At 70.8% G+C, this 18982-nt stretch carries 15 protein-coding genes and 2 tRNA genes; 13 read left to right on the top strand and 4 right to left on the bottom strand.

Annotated features, from left to right (window positions below; all coding sequences use genetic code 11):
- The first annotated feature begins 76 nt into the window (after nt 1-76).
- Nucleotides 77-886 (top strand): DNA-formamidopyrimidine glycosylase family protein, encoded by an 810-nt coding sequence (locus ABZ923_RS17650; RefSeq protein ID WP_361472020.1) that lies wholly within the window; start codon nt 77-79, stop codon nt 884-886.
- A 10-nt stretch (nt 887-896) separates the two neighbouring features.
- On the opposite strand, the gene ABZ923_RS17645 is transcribed toward ABZ923_RS17650, so the two are convergent.
- The gene (locus ABZ923_RS17645; protein ID WP_361472017.1) at nt 897-2138 is read right to left on the bottom strand and encodes a GNAT family N-acetyltransferase; all 1242 of its coding nucleotides are present in this window, start codon (nt 2136-2138) and stop codon (nt 897-899) included.
- 171 nt (nt 2139-2309) lie between these two features.
- Between ABZ923_RS17645 and ABZ923_RS17640 the strand changes: the two genes are divergently transcribed.
- Together ABZ923_RS17640 and ABZ923_RS17635 are read left to right on the top strand one after the other, a co-directional pair.
- The gene (locus ABZ923_RS17640) at nt 2310-3482 is read left to right on the top strand and encodes a PP2C family protein-serine/threonine phosphatase (RefSeq protein WP_361472014.1); all 1173 of its coding nucleotides are present in this window, start codon (nt 2310-2312) and stop codon (nt 3480-3482) included.
- Nucleotides 3483-3523: 41 nt separating this feature from the next.
- Nucleotides 3524-3964 (top strand): HD domain-containing protein, encoded by a 441-nt coding sequence (locus ABZ923_RS17635; RefSeq protein ID WP_361472011.1) that lies wholly within the window; start codon nt 3524-3526, stop codon nt 3962-3964.
- Nucleotides 3965-3985: 21 nt separating this feature from the next.
- On the opposite strand, the gene ABZ923_RS17630 is transcribed toward ABZ923_RS17635, so the two are convergent.
- The gene (locus ABZ923_RS17630; RefSeq protein ID WP_361472008.1) at nt 3986-5164 is read right to left on the bottom strand and encodes an acyltransferase family protein; all 1179 of its coding nucleotides are present in this window, start codon (nt 5162-5164) and stop codon (nt 3986-3988) included.
- A gap of 443 nt (nt 5165-5607) precedes the next feature.
- Between ABZ923_RS17630 and ABZ923_RS17625 the strand changes: the two genes are divergently transcribed.
- The 3 genes from ABZ923_RS17625 (at nt 5608) to ABZ923_RS17615 (ending at nt 8423) form a co-directional block, all read left to right on the top strand.
- A complete protein-coding gene (locus tag ABZ923_RS17625) occupies nt 5608-5802 on the top strand; it encodes a hypothetical protein (protein ID WP_030648672.1) in 195 nt (64 codons plus the stop codon).
- Nucleotides 5803-5920: 118 nt separating this feature from the next.
- Nucleotides 5921-8080, top strand: a complete 2160-nt coding sequence (locus ABZ923_RS17620; RefSeq protein ID WP_361472005.1) for a PQQ-binding-like beta-propeller repeat protein — start codon at nt 5921-5923, stop codon at nt 8078-8080.
- Between the two features lie 136 nt (nt 8081-8216).
- A complete protein-coding gene (locus ABZ923_RS17615) occupies nt 8217-8423 on the top strand; it encodes a hypothetical protein (RefSeq protein WP_361472002.1) in 207 nt (68 codons plus the stop codon).
- 137 nt (nt 8424-8560) lie between these two features.
- Here the strand turns inward: ABZ923_RS17615 and ABZ923_RS17610 are convergent.
- Nucleotides 8561-8631: transfer RNA gene (locus tag ABZ923_RS17610), tRNA-Gly, on the bottom strand.
- 161 nt (nt 8632-8792) lie between these two features.
- On the opposite strand from ABZ923_RS17610, the gene ABZ923_RS17605 reads away from it, so the two are divergent.
- From ABZ923_RS17605 to clpX, 5 genes are all read left to right on the top strand, one after another.
- Nucleotides 8793-8869: transfer RNA gene (locus tag ABZ923_RS17605), tRNA-Pro, on the top strand.
- Nucleotides 8870-9046: 177 nt separating this feature from the next.
- Nucleotides 9047-10417, top strand: coding sequence for a trigger factor (tig, locus tag ABZ923_RS17600; RefSeq protein WP_361471999.1), 1371 nt, complete (start codon nt 9047-9049; stop codon nt 10415-10417).
- 262 nt (nt 10418-10679) lie between these two features.
- Nucleotides 10680-11285 (top strand): ATP-dependent Clp protease proteolytic subunit, encoded by a 606-nt coding sequence (locus ABZ923_RS17595; RefSeq protein ID WP_361472038.1) that lies wholly within the window; start codon nt 10680-10682, stop codon nt 11283-11285.
- Nucleotides 11286-11352: 67 nt separating this feature from the next.
- Entirely contained in the window at nt 11353-12018 is a 666-nt protein-coding gene (locus tag ABZ923_RS17590) for an ATP-dependent Clp protease proteolytic subunit (protein ID WP_053710263.1), read from the top strand.
- 171 nt (nt 12019-12189) lie between these two features.
- Complete coding sequence (gene clpX / locus ABZ923_RS17585; RefSeq protein WP_014672712.1) at nt 12190-13476, top strand: ATP-dependent Clp protease ATP-binding subunit ClpX; 1287 nt, start codon at nt 12190-12192, stop codon at nt 13474-13476.
- A gap of 70 nt (nt 13477-13546) precedes the next feature.
- Here the strand turns inward: clpX and ABZ923_RS17580 are convergent, their stop codons facing one another.
- Nucleotides 13547-14503: a hypothetical protein gene (locus tag ABZ923_RS17580; RefSeq protein ID WP_361471995.1), complete on the bottom strand. Its 957-nt coding sequence runs from the start codon at nt 14501-14503 to the stop codon at nt 13547-13549.
- Between the two features lie 138 nt (nt 14504-14641).
- Between ABZ923_RS17580 and ABZ923_RS17575 the strand changes: the two genes are divergently transcribed.
- Both ABZ923_RS17575 and ABZ923_RS17570 read left to right on the top strand, forming a co-directional pair.
- Nucleotides 14642-17266, top strand: coding sequence for a valine--tRNA ligase (locus ABZ923_RS17575; protein WP_361471993.1), 2625 nt, complete (start codon nt 14642-14644; stop codon nt 17264-17266).
- A 198-nt stretch (nt 17267-17464) separates the two neighbouring features.
- Complete coding sequence (locus ABZ923_RS17570; RefSeq protein ID WP_361471990.1) at nt 17465-18976, top strand: folylpolyglutamate synthase/dihydrofolate synthase family protein; 1512 nt, start codon at nt 17465-17467, stop codon at nt 18974-18976.
- Nucleotides 18977-18982 lie beyond the last annotated feature (6 nt).

The following is an 18982-nucleotide window of genomic DNA, read 5'->3' as shown; positions in this document are numbered from 1 at the left end:
AGACCCAACCCACAACACCCCCCCCCACCCGCCCGGGGGGGGCGGACGGGCGGAGAACCGAAAGGACACCCCCGCCGTGCCGGAAGGGCACACGATCCACCGGCTGGCCCGGGACTACGCCGAGCACTTCCTCGGCACGGCCCCCCGCGTCACCAGCCCCCAGGGCAAGTTCTCCGACGCCGCCGCCCTCCTGGACCGTACCGAGCTGACCGCCACCGAAGCCCACGGCAAGCACCTCTTCCTGGGCTTCCGGGACGCCGACTGGATCCACATCCACCTCGGCCTCTTCGGCAAGGTCGGCTTCGGTGCCGCCCCGGCACCGCCGCCCACCGACACCGTCCGGCTCCGGCTCGCGACCGGCACGTCGTACGTCGACCTGCGCGGCCCCACCACCTGCGCCCTGATCACGGACGCCGAGAAGCAGGCGATCCACGACCGCCTCGGCCCCGACCCGCTCCGCGAGGACGCCGACCCGGGCACGGCGTACCGGAGGATCTCCCGCAGCCGTACGACGATCGCCGCCCTGCTCATGGACCAGAAGATCGTCGCCGGTGTCGGCAACGTCTACCGCGCCGAGGTCCTCTTCCGGCACGGCATCGACCCCTACCGCCCCGGCCGGGACATCACCCCGGCCGAGTGGGACGCCATCTGGGCCGACCTGGTGGACCTCATGCGGGAGGGCGTGCGGAACAACCGGATCGACACCGTCCGCCCCGAGCACACCCCGGAGGCGATGGGCCGCCCGCCCCGCGTGGACGACCACGGCGGCGAGGTCTACGTCTACCGCCGCGCCACCCTGCCCTGCCACGTCTGCGGCAGCGGGATCCGCACCGCCGGCCTCGCCGCCCGCAACCTCTTCTGGTGCCCCGGCTGCCAGCAGCGCTGATCCACAGACCCTAGAAGCCGTGCGGGAACCAGGGAGCCACCGGTGAGCCGAAGGCCACCGATGCCTCCGTCAGCGCCCCCGGCCGGAGCTCCCGGACCCGCCCGGCCGCCGCCAGCGACAGCAGGCTCACCCCGCCCAGATAGGCCGCGCCCAACTCCCGCACCGACAGGGCGACGTCGGCCGCGTCGGCCGTACGCTCGCAGGACGCGCCCTTCGCGTCGCCCGTCAGCCGCCACCGCCCCGCGTTCCAGGGGCAGAAGGCGTCCTCCACCTCGAACACGACGTCCACGGGCGCGAGGTACGTACGGGCCGACAGGGCCGCTCCGACGTCCACGAGACGCACGTACCCGGCGTCCCGCTGCTGCGGCAGACAGCGGCGGAGGTCGGAGACCAGGTGCTGCCAGGCGTCGTCGACCGGCCGGGCCCGCACCTTCAGCGTCGTCATCAGGTCGATGCCGAACAGGAAGCGCCACAGCGCGGCCTCGCTCGCCGGATCGAGGGCGGCCAGGTCCTCCAGGGTCACCGTGCCGTCGTGACCGCTCGGCCCCCAGCCCATCTTGGTGCGGAAGCGCGCGTACCCGGTGACCTCGCCGTCCCGCTCGGCGACCACGCACTGCAGCGCCGACGCCCCCTGCCGCTCGCTCTCCGGGTCGACCAGCGCGGCCCGCTCCCAGCCGGGCTGCCGCGCCAGCATGCCCGGACGGCGGGGCAGCAGGGCCGCGTACACCGCCTCGCACTCCGCGAGGACGTCGGCGGGCGGCGCGTAGCGCACGCGCACCTCGTCGGTGCCCTCCGGCAGCGCCAGGGTGACACGGCCGGTGTCGATCTCGGCGCCGAGCTGGAAGGTCGCCGTGCCGTACCCGAAACGGCCGTAGATCGCGGGCTCGGAGGCGAACAGCGCGGCCAGCGGCTCGCCCTTGGCGCGCGCGTCGTCCAGCAGCCGCCGCATCATGGACGTCAGCACCCCGCGCCGCCGGTGCGTCGCGGCCACGCTGATCATCGTCACCCCGGCCGTGGGCACCACCGCGCCGCCCGGCACGGTCATCCGAAAGCTGAAGGCCCCGCCCGTACCGACGAGCGTGTCCCCGTCCCAGACGCCCAGGGAGCGGTCGAACTCGGTGACGGACCGGTCCAGTTCGCGTTCCTCGGCCGAGGCCGGCCCGCCGCCGAAGGCCCGGATCAGGTGGTCCCACCACCGGTCGAACTCCTCCGGGCGCAGCGGCTTCAACTCGGTTCCGTGGTCAGTCCCCATGGGCCATGCCTATCAGGGCGAAGCGGGACCAGCCACCGAATTTCTCCCCGCCCCGAGCCCGGCGGACCCGGCGGCGGACCCGGCGCACGGACGGCGAAGCGGAATCTCACAGGGGGACAAGTGGGACCTCCCGTGCCAAGCAGCCGGTCGGCTGGATAGGGTCCCGGACTAATGGCAGCAGGACGACAGCGGCGCGCGAAGGCCGAGACGTTCACGGCCCGGTGGAAGAAGCAGTGGCACCGGGTCCGCGTCGGCCTGCGCAGAAGCGCCGTCGACTACTTCCGCGGGGACGGCTCGGACTGGATCGCCTTCGCCGGACTGCTGCTGACCGTACCGCTCCTCGCGGCCATGACCCTCCTGGACTCGGTGTGGTGCTCCCCGGCCACCCTGGTGCTGCCGATCGTCGCCGGCGGCCTGCTGCTGCGCCCGGCGAGCCTGCTGGGCCTGTACGCGGCGGCGGCCACCGCGCTGATCGTGGAGTCGGTACGGCTCGGCCCGTACACCGAGGGCCCCTCCCGGGTCACCCCGGGCATCGTCCTGGTGGTCGCCGCGTGCGGCTTCTTCGGGCTGCTGACCGCGCAGTTCCGCAGCCGGGTCGGCGTGCCCTGGCGGCGCGGCGGCACCATGCTGTTCGACCTGCGCGAGCGGATCCGGGTGCAGAGCAAGCTGCCGAAGCTGCCGCGGGGCTGGCACCACGAGATGGCGCTGCGGCCGGCCGGCGGCCAGTCGTTCTCCGGCGACTTCGTGGTCGCGGCCCGTACGAACGGCGGCCGCACCCTGGAGGTCGTCCTCACGGACGTGTCCGGCAAGGGCATGGACGCGGGTTCGCGGGCCCTGCTGCTCTCGGGCGCCTTCGGCGGCCTGCTGGGCTCCCTGCCCCCGCACGCCTTCCTCCCCGCCGCCAACGGCTACCTGCTGCGCCAGGACTGGGACGAAGGCTTCGCCACCTCCATCCACCTGGTCCTCGACCTGGACTCCGGCGACTACGAGCTGTACTCCGCCGGCCATCCGCCGGGGCTCCAGCTGAGCGCGGGCAGCGGACGCTGGGAGGAGAAGGCCGCCGAGGGCCCGCTGCTCGGGGTGTACGACGGCGCCCAGTTCGACCCCGTGAAGGGCTCCCTGCGCCCCGGCGACGTGCTGATGCTCTTCACGGACGGCCTGGTGGAGACCTCCGACCGCGACATCGTCGAGGGCATCGACCGCCTCACGGGCGAGGCCGACCGCTACGTCTCCGGCGGCTTCCACGGCGCCGCCTGGCACCTCATCGAGGCGGTGGCGAAGGACGTCAACGACGACCGGGCCCTCCTGCTCATCTGCCGCGAACCCGCTTCGAACCCCCGCTGACCCGGACGCCCGCCCCGCACCCCGTGAGAGACACTGCCCCCATGACCCCTCTCACACTCGCCGAGGTGGAGGCCGTCGCCCGCGCCGCCCACGAGGGCCAGACCGACAAGGCGGGGCGGCCGTACGCCGAGCACCTCGCCGCCGTCGCCGCAGGCGTCCGCGCACGCGGCGGCGACGCGGAGCAGATCGCGGCGGCCTGGCTGCACGACTCCGTCGAGGACGACGCCCTCACCCGCGACTGGCTGGCCGCCGCCGCCCTGACCCCCCGCACCAAGGCCATCGTGGACGCCCTCACCAAGCGCCCCGGCGAGGCACCGGAGGCGTACGCGCGCCGGATCCTCACCACCCCGGGCGCCCCGCTGGTGAAGGAGGCCGACCTCGCGCACAACGCCGACCCGGACCGCCTCGCCGTCCTGGACGAGCCGACCCGGAAACGACTGACCGAGAAGTACGCCCGCATGCGCGCACTCCTCGGTCTGTGAAGGGCGACCCGGAGGAACCGGCTAGACCCCGGCCGTCTCCCGCGGCTTCTGCCGCTCGCGGGCCAGCTCGGCCGCGTCCTGCCGGAACGCCCACTCCATCCTCGGCTCCATCGCGAACCGGAACACGCGCCGCACCGGCCCGGTGCACAGCACCGTGACGGCGGCCCCCGCCAGCAGGGTCACCAGGATCTCGCCGAGCGGCCGGTGCAGCCACGGGTGCTCGAACCAGCCCCGGTAGTCGCCGAACTTCACCAGGAAGCCGTGCAGCAGGTAGCCGTAGAGCGTGCCCGCGCCGAGCGCCGTGAACCACATCCGCCGGCGCGGCACCCAGGCGAAGAAGCAGGCCGTCAGCACCAGCGAGCAGCCCATCAGGGCGAGCGCCATCACCGGCCCGCACCACCACGGCGCGCCCAGTTCCTGCGCCGAGTCCCGGTGGTAGAACCACCCGGTGTTCATGCGCGGCACCGCCCACCAGCCGACCGCCAGCGCCGCCGCGAACACCGGCACCGACATGATCCGCACCCAGCGCCGGCGCACCAGGTGGAAGTGCTCCTGCTTCATGCACAGGCCCAGCACGAAGTACGGCAGGAACTGCAGGACCCGCTGCAGATCGAGGTCGTCACCGATGTTCGGGCTGACGGTCGCCAGCATGGCGATGCCGAGGGCCACCGGCAGCGGCCAGCGCACCAGCTTCCAGACGGGCGTGGTCAGCCGCCAGACGAACAGGGCGACCAGGAACCAGGTGAGATACCAGGGATCGAGGAGGCTGATGTCCTCGTGCGAGCCGGTGACGGCGTTCTTGAAGAGCGGGTACGCCGTCTCGAACAGGACGTACGGCACGACGACACCGGTGATCAGCCGCTTCAGCCGGTCCGGCCGCATGTCGAAGCTGCGCGAGAAGAAGCCGGAGATGATGATGAACGCCGGCATGTGGAAGGCGTACACGACGGTGTACACACCCTCCAGGATGCGGCTGTCGCCCTTCAGCGGCTCCCACGAGTGCCCCATCGCGACCAGGACGATGGCCAGGTACTTGGCGTTGTCGAAGAAGGAGTCGCGCTGTTTGCCGGGTCTGTCCGCCTTCGGCCGCGGTTCCCGCGCACTCGTCGGGGTACGCGGAGCGGGCACCCCGTCCGCCGGCTGCTGTGCCGGGGGGAGCGGTCTGCGGTTCTGGCCGGGGGACGAGGCGGCGTCAAACATCTGAGGCACCCTAGCGTCGTCTGCGGGATTTCGTAAAACTCCCGCAGTCATTCCTGCTTATCGCCTCCGGGTACCCGCTCATTTCCCGAACGTGCCTCTCTTGTGCACGTGATGACGGGCACGTACGGGTCGTCAGTTCACCCTCGATGTCCCGATTCATCCTGACTAATTGGGGCATACCTCTTCTCTGTGCCATCAATTCGAATTACTTGCGCACGTGATGTGTGGGCACAGAAACCAACTCGCGTAATTCCGCGGTGAGTCGGGCATGCGGACCCTGTCGAATTACTGTGCGGCGTATCGCCCGCACCGGGACCCGCCACCGACGTTGTGTCATGGGCCGCATAGGGCGGCCGGGTTGGTGGCACGATGGTTCTGGCGGGGGTGCGCGGGCCGTACCTCCGGGCCGGGAGAGCGGACCGACCGAGGGTGTGTGATCAGTTGTGGCCATTTCACTGTCCGTGGTGCTGCTGTTGGCGATCATCCTGGTGGTGTTGATCCGAGGGGGGAACATCAAGGCCGGACCCGCCATCGTCGCGATCCTCTTCGGTTTCTTCCTGGCCTCGACCGGCATGGCACCATCGATCAATCGCTTCCTGAACTCGATAGCGGAGTCCATCAACTCGATCAGGTTCTGACCGGGGCGGGGACCGGCGCCGTTCCGGCGGGGAGCCGACGGGGTGCCGGTGGTGTGCCGGTGCGACCCGGCGGGCCCGGTCGGGCCGCACCACTGAAACAACGGGGGTACGTACGGGAATGGCGCTGCGCGACTCGGACCCGGCGGAGGTGGGCGGCTACCGGATCGAGGACCGCCTCGGCAGCGGCGGCATGGGCGTGGTCTACCTCGCCCGCTCCGCCTCCGGCCGCCGGCTCGCCGTCAAGGTGGTCCACGGCCAGTACGCCGACGACGACGAGTTCCGCACCCGGTTCCGCCGCGAGGTGGCCGCAGCCCGCCAGGTCAGCGGCGCCTTCACGGCCCCCGTGGTGGACGCGGACGCCGACGCGCCGAGCCCCTGGATGGCCACCCTCTACATCCCCGGCGAGGACCTCGGCACCCACGTCCGCCGGCACGGCCCGCTCCCGCCGGACCGGCTGCGCGACCTCGCCGCCGGCCTCGCCGAGGCACTGCGCGACATCCACCGCGCGGGAGTGGTCCACCGGGACCTGAAACCGGCCAACGTCATGCTCGCCGACGACGGCCCCCGGGTCATCGACTTCGGCATCTCGCGCGCCGCCGAGACCGCCGGCATGGACGCCCTCACCCAGACCGGCCGCGTGATGGGCACCCCGCCCTTCATGTCCCCCGAGCAGTTCACCTCGCCGCACGAGGTCGGCCCGGCCACCGACATCTTCTCCCTCGGCGCCGTCCTCGTGTACGCCGCCACCCGCCACGGCCCCTTCGACAGCGCGAACCCCTGGGAGACCGCGACCCGCGTCGTCGAGGGCACCCCCGAGCTGGCCGGCGTCCCCGACGACCTGCTCCCCTTCGTCCGCCTCTGCCTGGAGAAGCACCCAAAGTCCCGGCCCGACCCCGACGAGCTGCTGCACCTGCTCCGCGAGGGCCGGCTGCCCGACCCGCGCCCCGAGCCCGCGCCGCCGGACAGCGAGCCCGCACCGCCGCGCCGGCGCCGCCGCTGGTGGCCCGCCGCCGTGGCCGCCACCGCCGCACTGGCCGCCGTGGCCGCCACCACCACCGTGCTCGCCCGGGCCGGCGGGAACGAGCCGCACGAGCTGCCGGCCGGCTGGCACGCCTGGCACCGGCAGGCCGCGGACCCCATGGCCGGGAACCCGGACACGACGGGCCCGGGCGGACCCTTCAGCCGCTGCGCCCTGGCGGACCGGGCGCTGCTGTGCGCCGGCGACGGCATCATGGCCGCCCGGTTCTCCCTCGCCGACGGCCGCAACGTCTGGACCAAGCCGATGGACCCCACCCCCTCCGAGGTCAGGAGCAGCGGCGGCGGCACGATCATCGGCACCCGCCCCGGCGCCGTCTACGTCTACGGCGCCGACGACCGCGACATCAAGAACAGCGGCGAGGACACGGAGAGCCGGACCACGTACACCGTGCAGGCCCTGGACCCGGCCACCGGGAAGCAGATCTGGCGGACGGTCGTCTCCGCCAACACGAACGGCCTCGGACCCGACACCGCCGGCGCCGTCGCCACCCCGGCCGGGATCATCACCACCATCGGCAACGGCTCCGACTCCTACGCCCTCCTGGACGCCGCGCACGGCAAGGTCCGCTGGCGCCACCGGCTGCCCGAGAGCCTCACCGCCACCAGCGGCGAATGCCAGCTGAGCGGCGCCGGCGGACAGCCGTACCTGACCTGCCGGCACGTCGACGAGGACACCGACCGGTCGCGCACCACGCTCGCCCAGCTCGACCCGGCCACCGGCCGCAGCCGCTGGACGGTCACCGTCGAGGGCACGCGGTACCTGTTCGGCCAGACCCGCGGCCACCTGGTGCTGGGCGCCGACCCGCTCATGGACAAGCTGACCGGCCTGACCCTGGTCGACGCCTCCTCGCACATCCTGACCACCGTCCGGCTGGCCACCCCGCGCAACGCGTCCGGCGCCCACCTCGTCCGCGGCACCGTCTACCTCACCCTCACCAGCGGCAGCGTCCGCGCGATCGACCCGCTGACCGGCCGCGAGCTGTGGCAGAGCAACTCCACCGTCGAGCAGCCCGGCCCGCCCACCGCCTCCGCCACCCGGCTCTACCTGGCCTCGCCCACCGGCCGGCTGGCCGCCCTCGACCTGCGCACCGGCAAGGTCACCGGCACGCTCCCCGGCCGCGACGACAGCGACAACAGCGGCTCCGGCAACACCGCGGCCGCCCCCGTCCTGTCCGGCGACGCCCTCTACGTCCCCTACGGCATGCGCGCCGTCTACAGCGTCGACGTCAACGGCCTGTGACACGCCAACGGCCCGGGAACCCGCACCGTTGAAGAAGCAATGTCACCCGAACGGCCCAACATGAGGTGTCGCCCACATGGATGAACATCAAGCTGAATAGCGTCCCAACCGAGGCAATCCGTGAAAGGCGAACCACATGCGCATTCGACGAATCCTCGCCGCCGTCATCGCCACGGCGGCCCTCGCCGGACTCGGCATCGCAGGCGCTGCCCCCGCCAGTGCCGAGAGCCTCACCCCGGGTGAGTGCACGCAGGGCGGCGGAACGGTCGATTGGAGCAACCCGTCCGTGCCCGGAACCGGAACCTGCAGGGGCGGCACGCAGGACGGGAAGACGGTCGACTGAACCCCACCAGGACACGCCCCGCAGCCACGCGCTGCGGGGCGCTCCGCGCGAGCGTGCACGCGGGGGACAGGGACCCCGGAACGGCCGAAGGCCCAGGAAGAGGAGATCAACCTCTTACCTGGGCCTTCGGCACACAGAGCGGGCGACGGGAATCGAACCCGCGTAGCTAGTTTGGAAGACTAGGGCTCTACCATTGAGCTACGCCCGCAACACTGCGCCGCAGGTCGGTGACCGCGGCACTGAAGGCATCGTAGCGGGTCGCCCGCCGCCGAGGCCAACGAATCCGACCACGCCGGCACCACGCGTCCCGCCTCGGAGAATGCGGCCGACGGATCCGGTCCGGGCATGTACCCTACGTGTCGCACCAGACGGGGTGTGGCGCAGCTTGGTAGCGCGTCCGCTTTGGGAGCGGAAGGCCGTGGGTTCAAATCCCGCCACCCCGACCACCGGGTCATGACGTCACGATGATCGCCTTTTGGGGCGCTGACCGGCTGCGGTTACTATGCAAGCTGCGCGCCCGTGTGTCCCGGCCCTCACGGCCCGAACTCCTCCGGGCGGCGAAATCCGCCGGGCCCGTCAGGCTCCGGCAGAACCCGAGAAGTCAGCCACAAGGAGACCGAACCGTGAAGAGCGCCGTGGAGACCCTGAACCCGACCCGGGTTCGGCTCACTGTCGAGGTGCCCTTCGAGGAGCTCAAGGACAGCCTCGACGCGGCGTACAAGAAGATCAACCAGCAGGTCACGGTGAAGGGCTTCCGCAAGGGCAAGATCCCGGCCCGCGTGATCGACCAGCGGTTCGGCCGCGGTGCGGTGCTGGAGGAGGCCGTCAACGACGCGCTGCCGAAGTTCTACACCGAGGCGGTCAACGAGGCCGAGCTGAGCCCGCTGGGCCAGCCCGACGTCGACATCACCGAGCTGAAGGACGGCGAGACGCTGAACTTCACCGCCGAGGTCGACGTCCGCCCGGCCCTCGAGATCCCGGACTACTCGGGCATCGAGGTCGAGGTCGACGCCGTCGAGGTCACCGACGAGGACGTGGAGAAGTCGGTCGAGCAGCTGCGCGAGCGCTTCGCCTCCACCTCCCCGGTCGAGCGTGCCGCCGAGGACGGCGACGTCGTCACCATCGACCTGCAGGCCAAGGTCGACGGCGAGGTGCTGGAGGACGGCATCGCCAACGGTGTCTCGTACACCATCGGCTCCGGTGAGCTGCTGGACGGTATCGACGACGCCGTGAAGGGCCTGTCCGCCGGTGAGGAGGCCACCTTCACCTCCGAGCTGAAGGGCGGCTCCGCCGCGGGCAAGGAGGCCGAGGTCACCGTCAAGGTCACCCAGGTCGCAGCCCGTGAACTGCCCGAGCTGGACGACGAGTTCGCGCAGCTCGCCTCCGAGTTCGACACCCTCGAGGAGCTCAAGGCGGACAGCCGCAAGCGCCTCGCGAACATGAAGCAGTTCGACCAGGCCACCCAGGCCCAGGAGCGCGTCCTGGAGAAGCTGCTCGAGCTGGTCGAGGTCCCGGTCCCCGAGAAGCTGCTCGAGGACGAGATCAACACCCGCAAGCACAACCTGGAGCACCACCAGCTCGGCCAGATGGGCCTCACCCTCGACAAGTACCTGGAGATCCAGGGCAAGACCGCCGAGGAGTTCGAGACCGAGACCCGCGAGGCCGCGGTCAAGGGCATCAAGACCCAGTTCGTCCTCGACGAGCTGGTCAAGAAGGAGAACCTCAACGTCAACCAGGAGGAGCTCACCGAGCACCTCATGCGGCGTGCGGCCTCCTCCGGCATGTCCCCCGACCAGTTCGCCCAGGCCGTCGTCGAGGGCGGCCAGGTGCCGCTCCTGGTCGGCGAGGTCGCCCGCGGCAAGGCCCTGGCCGTCGTGGTCGAGGCCGCCACGGTGAAGGACACCAACGGCGAGGTCGTCAACCTGGACGACGAGGAGGAGGAGACCGAGGCCGCCGAGGCGTCGGAGACCTCCGAGGAGAACGCCGAGGGCTGAGCAGCCCCACGGCGCCGGTAAGGCGCGTACAGCGGGCCCTGGGGACTGTCCCCGGGGCCCGTTCGCGTACCGGGGGCCGCGACCGGCCCCGGGGGGCGCCGCACCCGGCCCCCCGGCGGAGCGCTACGCCCCCGGCGAACACCCCCATTCCCGGGATTCCCCGAAGGGGCCCTCGCGTTAGGGTCCATGAAAGGCAGAACAAGCAGAACTGAGACGGCCCGGCGCCGTCGTAAGACGAGCAGGTGGATACGTGACGAATCTGATGCCCTCCGCCGCCGGCGAGCCTTCCATCGGTGGTGGCCTCGGCGACCAGGTCTACAACCGGCTGCTCGGCGAGCGGATCATCTTCCTCGGCCAGCAGGTTGACGACGACATCGCCAACAAGATCACCGCGCAGATGCTGCTCCTCGCCGCCGATCCGAACAAGGACATCTACCTCTACATCAACAGCCCGGGCGGTTCGGTGACGGCCGGCATGGCGATCTACGACACCATGCAGTACATCCCGAACGACGTGGTCACCATCGCCATGGGCATGGCCGCCTCGATGGGCCAGTTCCTGCTCACCGGCGGCACCGCCGGCAAGCGCTTCGCGCTGCCCCACGCCGACATCATGATGCACCAGGGCTCCGCGGGCCTCGGCGGTACGGTCTCGGACATCAAGATCCAGGCCGAGTACCTGATGCGCACCAAGAAGCGCATGTCGGAGCTGACCGCGCGGCACTCCGGCCAGACGGTCGAGACCATCATCCGCGACGGCGACCGCGACCGCTGGTTCACCCCGGAAGAGGCCAAGGAGTACGGTCTCATTGACGAGATCATCACGCACGCCTCGGGTGTTCCGGGAGGCGGCGGCACCGGTGCCTGACCGGCCCGGCCACGCCACGCACCGCCGAGACACCAGCCCCCCGAACGCCACCAGGACGGTGAACCCCATGAGCAACTTCCCCGGCGCCGCCAGCGGCATGTACGAAGGGCCCCGCCCCGACAGCCGCTACGTCATCCCGCGCTTCGTCGAGCGCACCTCCCAGGGCATCCGCGAGTACGACCCGTACGCGAAGCTCTTCGAGGAGCGCGTGATCTTCCTGGGCGTCCAGATCGACGACGCCTCCGCCAACGACGTCATGGCGCAGCTGCTGTGCCTGGAGTCGATGGACCCCGACCGGGACATCTCGATCTACATCAACAGCCCCGGTGGCGACATGACCGCCCTCACGGCGATCTACGACACGATGCAGTTCGTGAAGCCCGACATCCAGACGGTCTGCATGGGCCAGGCGGCCTCCGCCGCGGCCATCCTGCTCGCCGCCGGTACGCCCGGCAAGCGCATGGCGCTGCCGAACTCCCGCGTGCTGATCCACCAGCCGGCGGGCTCCACCGGCCGCGGCCAGCTCTCCGACCTGGAGATCATCGCCAACGAGTTCACCCGGATGCGTGAGCAGCTGGAGAACATGCTGGCCAAGCACTCGAACCGGCCGCTCGAGAAGGTCCGCGAGGACATCGAGCGCGACAAGATCCTCACGGCCGAGGAGGCGCTGGAGTACGGCCTCGTCGACCAGATCATCTCCACCCGCAAGCTGAACAACAGCGCGGTCCGCTGACAGCGGAACCATGCACGTCCGGCCCCTCTTGGCACGGTGCACGTCAAAGTGAACCCTGCCAAGGGGGGCCCGAACACCGGGCCCGGCAAGGTACCGTCGGACATAAGGCAGCACCAGGAGCCGCTGGACTCATAGCGTCCAGGCGTCTCCCAGGCGAAGGGGAAGCACACCGTGGCACGCATCGGTGACGGCGGCGATCTGCTCAAGTGCTCGTTTTGCGGCAAGAGCCAGAAGCAGGTCAAGAAGCTCATCGCAGGGCCCGGTGTGTACATCTGCGACGAGTGCATCGATCTCTGCAACGAGATCATCGAGGAGGAGCTCGCGGAGACCAGCGAGGTGCGCTGGGAGGAGCTGCCCAAGCCCCGCGAGATCTACGAGTTCCTCGAGGGCTACGTGGTCGGCCAGGAGGCCGCCAAGAAGGCGCTCTCCGTCGCGGTGTACAACCACTACAAGCGGGTCCAGGCGGGCGAGAACGGCGGCGCGAGCGGCCGTGACGACGCCATCGAGCTGGCGAAGTCCAACATCCTGCTGCTCGGCCCCACGGGCTCCGGCAAGACGCTGCTGGCGCAGACGCTGGCGCGGATGCTGAACGTCCCGTTCGCGATCGCCGACGCGACGGCGCTGACCGAGGCGGGGTACGTCGGCGAGGACGTCGAGAACATCCTGCTGAAGCTGATCCAGGCGGCGGACTACGACGTCAAGAAGGCCGAGACCGGGATCATCTACATCGACGAGATCGACAAGGTCGCCCGCAAGAGCGAGAACCCGTCGATCACCCGTGACGTCTCGGGCGAGGGCGTGCAGCAGGCCCTGCTGAAGATCCTGGAGGGGACCACGGCCTCGGTCCCGCCCCAGGGCGGCCGCAAGCACCCGCACCAGGAGTTCATCCAGATCGACACGACGAACGTCCTGTTCATCGTGGGCGGTGCCTTCGCGGGCCTGGAGAAGATCATCGAGGCCCGGGCCGGCGCCAAGGGCATCGGCTTCGGCGCGACGATCCTGTCCAAGCGCGAGCTGGAGGCCAAGGACGTCTTCGAGGACGTCATGCCGGAGGACCTCGTCAAGTTCGGCATGATCCCCGAGTTCATCGGCCGCCTGCCCGTGATCACGAGCGTCCACAACCTGGACCGCGAGGCCCTGCTCAAGATCCTGGTCGAGCCCCGCAACGCCCTGGTCAAGCAGTACCAGCGCCTCTTCGAACTCGACGGCGTGGAGCTGGACTTCGAGCGCGAGGCCCTGGAGGCCATCGCCGACCAGGCCATCCTCCGCCAGACCGGCGCCCGCGGCCTGCGCGCCATCATGGAGGAGGTCCTCCAGGGCGTGATGTACGAGGTCCCGTCCCGCAAGGACGTCGCCCGCGTGGTCATCACCGCCGACGTGGTCCTCTCCAACGTCAACCCGACCCTGATCCCCCGGGACGCCCGGGGCCGGGGCTCGGGGGAGCAGAAGACGGCGTAGGCGCAGACGACGTACGAAGGGGGCCCCGGTCGACCGACCGGGGCCCCCTTCGCCGTGGGTGGCGAACGCGTCAGGCCTTGACGCGGACCTGCGCGCGGAACTTCGCGGTCAGTTCGGCGTCCGTCGCCGGGTCGCTGCTGCGGCCCGCGGCGAGGTTGGCGATGTCCATCGGCATGACCAGGCCGAGGGTGCTGTGGTCACCCCAGACGCAGATCGTGAGCGTCACGCCCTTCGGGCCGCCGCTGCTCGCACCGGTGGGGGCGCTGGCCTGCTGGCACTTGAGGACCGCGCCGTCGAGCCCGGCCGGCTCGTACGCCTTCGGCTCACCCTTCAGGGAGGCTTCGCTGTCGCCGTCCTTCTGGGACTCGGTCTTGAAGTAGGCGAACATCGCGTCGACGGCCTTCTCGGGGTCGTCGATCTTGCCGTACACACCGCCGAACTGGATCATCTTCTTGCTCAGCGGGTTGTCCTCGTCACCCGACTGGTACTGCGCGCTGACGTCCTTCGGATCGTGCACGCCCCACTTCTCGGCGTCCTTCAGATCCTTCTCCGACATCGTGTCGCCCTTGCCGTCCGTCTTCTTGTACTCGGACAGCACCGTCGCCGGAGTGGTCAGCTTGTGCGGGCCGTCGTCCGCGACACTGCTGCCGCTGCCGCCGCTGAAGGCGAAGTACGCGCCCACCGCCACGGCGGCCACCACGGCCACCCCGCCGATGATCAGACCCGTCTTCTTCTTCCCCCCGGCCGGCTGCGGAGCCTGCGGCGTGCCGTACGGCTGCTGCTGGCCGTAAGGGTTCGGCTGCTGCCCGTACGGGCCGGGCTGCTGGGGCGCGCCCTGCTGCGGGTAGCCGTACCCCGGCTGGGCCGGCGGCGGGGCCTGCTGGGGGTAGCCGTAGCCGGGCTGCGGAGCCTGCGGCTGCTGGCCGTAGGGGCCCGGCTGGCCCGGCTGCCCCGGCTGGCCGTAAGGACCCGGCTGCCCCGGCTGCGGGGGCTGCTGGCCGTACGGGCCCGGCTGGTTGTTGCTCATTCTCGGCTTCCCCTCCAAATGCCTTATGTGTTCCTGACATCCTGGCCCAGGCCCGGGAAACGCACGGCACCGGGGGTCGCACCGTTACAGAACAAACGCGTTTCGGGACCACCCCGTGACACCTCTAAACTGACCCCCGTGACCGAGAACGCTCAGCAGCAGCCACCCGCGCCCGACACCGAACTGCCGACCCAGTACGCGCCGGCCGATGTAGAGGGGCCGCTGTACGAGCGCTGGGTAGAGCGCGGTTACTTCGAGGCGGACGCGAAGAGCGACAAGCCGCCGTACACGATCGTCATCCCGCCGCCGAACGTCACGGGCAGCCTGCACCTCGGGCACGCCTTCGAGCACACCCTCATCGACGCCCTGACCCGCCGCAAGCGCATGCAGGGCTACGAGACGCTGTGGCAGCCCGGCATGGACCACGCTGGCATCGCCACGCAGAACGTGGTCGAGCGCGAGCTCGGCAAGGAGGGCAAGTCCCGGCACGACCTGGGCCGGGAGGCCTTCGTCGAGCGGGTCTGGCAGTGGAAGGCCGAGTCCGGCGGGCAGATCTCCGGTCAGATGCGCCGCCTCGGTGACGGTGTCGCCTGGTCGCGTGAGCGCTTCACCATGGACGAGGGCCTGTCCCAGGCCGTCCAGACCATCTTCAAGAAGCTCTACGACGACGAGCTGATCTACCGCGCCGAGCGCATCATCAACTGGTGTCCGCGCTGTCTGACGGCGATCTCGGACATCGAGGTCGAGTACCAGGACGACGACGGCGAGCTGGTCTCCATGCGCTACGGCGACGGGGACGAGTCGATCGTCGTCGCCACCACCCGCGCCGAGACGATGCTCGGTGACACCGCCGTCGCCGTCCACCCCGACGACGAGCGCTACAAGCACCTCGTCGGCAAGCTCATCCGCCTGCCGCTCACCGAACGCTCCATCCCGGTCGTCGCGGACACCCACGTCGACCCCGAGTTCGGCACCGGCGCCGTCAAGGTCACCCCGGCCCACGACCCGAACGACTTCGAGATCGGCCAGCGCCACGACCTGCCGTCCATCACCGTGATGGACGAGCACGCCGTCATCACCGTCCACGGTCCCTTCCAGGGCATGGACCGCCTGGAGGCCCGCTCGGCGATCGTCGCCGCGCTGCGCGCCGAGGGCCGGATCGTCGCCGAGAAGCGGCCGTACGTCCACTCCGTCGGCCACTGCTCGCGTTGCAAGACCACCATCGAGCCGCGGCTGTCCATGCAGTGGTGGGTCAAGGTCGGCCCGCTGGCGAAGGCCGCCGGTGACGCCGTCCGCGACGGCAAGGTCAAGATCCACCCGCAGGAGATGGAGAAGCGGTACTTCGACTGGGTCGACAACCTCCACGACTGGTGCATCTCGCGCCAGCTGTGGTGGGGGCACCGCATCCCCGTCTGGTACGGCCCGAACGGCGAGGTCGTCTGCGTCGGCCCCGACGAGGAGCCGCCGGCCGGCGAGGGCTGGCACCAGGACACCGACGTCCTCGACACCTGGTTCTCCTCGGGCCTGTGGCCGTTCTCCACCCTCGGCTGGCCCGAGCGGACCGAGTCGCTCGCGAAGTTCTACCCGAACTCCGTCCTGGTCACCGGCTACGACATCCTCTTCTTCTGGGTCGCCCGGATGATGATGTTCGGCCTGTACGCGATGGACGGCACCCCGCCGTTCCACACCATCGCCCTGCACGGCATGGTCCGCGACCAGTTCGGCAAGAAGATGTCGAAGTCCTTCGGCAACGCGGTCAACCCGCTGGACTGGATGGACAAGTACGGCTCCGACGCCCTGCGCTTCACCCTGGCCCGCGGCGCCAACCCGGGCGTCGACGTCCCGATCGGCGAGGACTGGGTCCAGGGCTCGCGCAACTTCGCCAACAAGATCTGGAACGCGACCCGCTTCGCGCTGATGAACGGCGCCACGGTCGAGGGCCCGCTGCCGGACCCGGCGACGATGTCGGCGACCGACCGCTGGATCCTGTCCCGGCTCAACTCGGTGGTCGCCGAGGTCGACGCGTACTACGACGACTTCCAGTTCGCCAAGCTCTCCGACGCCCTCTTCCACTTCGCGTGGGACGAGGTCTTCGACTGGTACGTCGAGCTGTCCAAGACGGTCTTCCAGGCGGGCGGCGAGCCGGCCGAGGTTTCCAAGCGGGTCCTCGGCGAGGTCCTCGACGTCACCCTCAAGCTGCTGCACCCGGTGGTCCCGTTCGTCACGGAGACCCTCTGGACCACCCTGACCGGCGGCGAGTCGATCGTCATCGCCGACTGGCCGACCGACAGCGGCTTCCGCGACCAGGCGGCCGAGCAGGAGATCTCCACGCTCCAGTCGGTCATCACCGAGGTCCGCCGCTTCCGCGCCGACCAGGGCCTCCAGCCGGGCCAGCGGGTTCCGGCCCGCCTGACGCTCGACGGCACGGCCCTCGCCCCGCACGAGGCGGCCATCCGCCAGCTGCTCCGGCTCCAGCCCGAGGGCGACTCCTTCACCGCCACGGCCACCCTGCCGGTGGCGGGCGCCGAGGTGGCCCTCGACCTCTCCGGCACGATCGACGTCGCCGCGGAGCGCAAGCGCCTCGCGAAGGACCTGGCCGCCGCGGAGAAGGAGAAGGCCCAGGCCACCGCCAAGCTCGGCAACGAGGCGTTCCTGGCGAAGGCCCCGGACAACGTGGTGGACAAGATCCGCACGCGCCTGGCCAAGGCCGAGGAGGACATCACCCGCATCACCGCCCAGCTGGACCGCCTGCCGCAGGCGTAGCCGGTTGTACGCGGCCGAAGGCCCCGGTGCGCACGGCACCGGGGCCTTCGGCGTGCCCCGTCGGGAGCGCGGGGCTGCACCGATACGCGGCTCCGCCGCAGGGGCGCGACCAGCCCATGGCGGCCCGCGGTCGCCCGACCGGGCAAGCCATCCCATACCGGCGCCGCGCCGCGGGCACCCGCTCCGTAAACTGGCCTCGTGAGCGAAATCCCCGGCAACGACCAGCCCGACCCCCTCGACAGCTTCGAAGAGATCATCGAGGCGGAGACCACCCGCGACCCCGACCTCGCGGTGATCGAGGCCGGCAGCCGCACCCTGCGCACGCAGGGCGGACCGCCGCAGGCCGACATCCCCGGGCGCCCGGAGGACCCGGAGGTCGACAAGGCCCTGCGCGAGGTCGAGGCGGAGCTGGCCACCCGCTGGGGCGAGACGAAGCTGGAGCCCTCGGTCAGCAGGATCTCCGCGCTCATGGACGTGCTGGGCGAGCCCCAGCGCTCATACCCCTCGATCCACATCACGGGCACGAACGGCAAGACCTCCACCGCCCGCATGATCGAGGCCCTGCTCGGCGCCTTCGAGCTGCGCACCGGCCGCTACACCAGCCCGCACGTGCAGTCGATCACCGAGCGGATCAGCCTGGACGGCGCCCCGATCTCCGCCGAGCGGTTCGTCGAGACGTACCAGGACATCAAGCCGTACGTCGAGATGGTCGACGGACAGCAGGAGTACCGGCTGTCCTTCTTCGAGGTGCTCACCGGCATGGCCTACGCGGCCTTCGCGGACGCCCCCGTGGACGTCGCCGTCGTCGAGGTCGGCATGGGCGGCTCCTGGGACGCCACGAACGTGATCGACGGTGACGTCGCCGTCGTGACCCCCATCGACCTGGACCACACCGACCGGCTCGGCGAGACGCCCGCGGAGATCGCCGGCGAGAAGAGCGGCATCATCAAGCAGGACGCCACCGTCATCCTGGCCCAGCAGCCGGTGGACGCGGCGCAGGTGCTGCTGAAGAAGGCCGTCGAGGTGGACGCGACCGTGGCCCGCGAGGGCCTGGAGTTCGGTGTCGTCGCCCGGCAGGTCGCCGTCGGCGGGCAGCTGCTCACGCTGCGCGGCCTCGGCGGCGAGTACCCCGAGGTCTACCTGCCGCTGCACGGCGGACACCAGGCGCACAACGCGGCCGTCGCGCTCGCCGCCGTGGAGGCGTTCTTCGGCGTGGGCGCGCAGCGCGCGGAGCCGCTGGACATCGACACCGTGCGCAAGGCCTTCGCGGCCGTGTCGTCCCCGGGGCGGCTGGAGGTCGTACGGCGCTCTCCCACCGTCGTCCTGGACGCCGCGCACAACCCGGCGGGCGCGGAGGCCACCGCGGAGGCCGTGCGGGAGGCGTTCGACTTCACCCGGCTGATCGGGGTCGTCGGCGCGAGCGGCGACAAGAACGTGCGCGGGGTGCTGGAGGCCTTCGAGCCGATCTTCGCCGAGGTCGTCGTCACGCAGAACTCCAGCCATCGCGCCATGGACGCCGACGAGCTGGCCGCGATCGCCGTCGAGGTGTTCGGCGACGAGCGGGTGCAGGTCGAGCCGCGGCTGCCGGACGCCCTGGAGGCCGCGATCACGCTGGCCGAGGAGGAGGGCGAGTTCGCCGGCGGCGGTGTGCTGGTCACCGGTTCGGTCATCACGGTCGGCGAGGCCCGGCTGCTGCTGGGAAGGGGCTGAGAGTCG

The sequence above is a fragment of the Streptomyces sp. NPDC046881 genome (assembly GCF_040645015.1).
Lineage (GTDB): Bacteria > Actinomycetota > Actinomycetes > Streptomycetales > Streptomycetaceae > Streptomyces.
The sequence above is the reverse complement of the archived record's forward strand: the minus strand, read 5'-3'. Positions and strand labels throughout refer to the sequence as shown.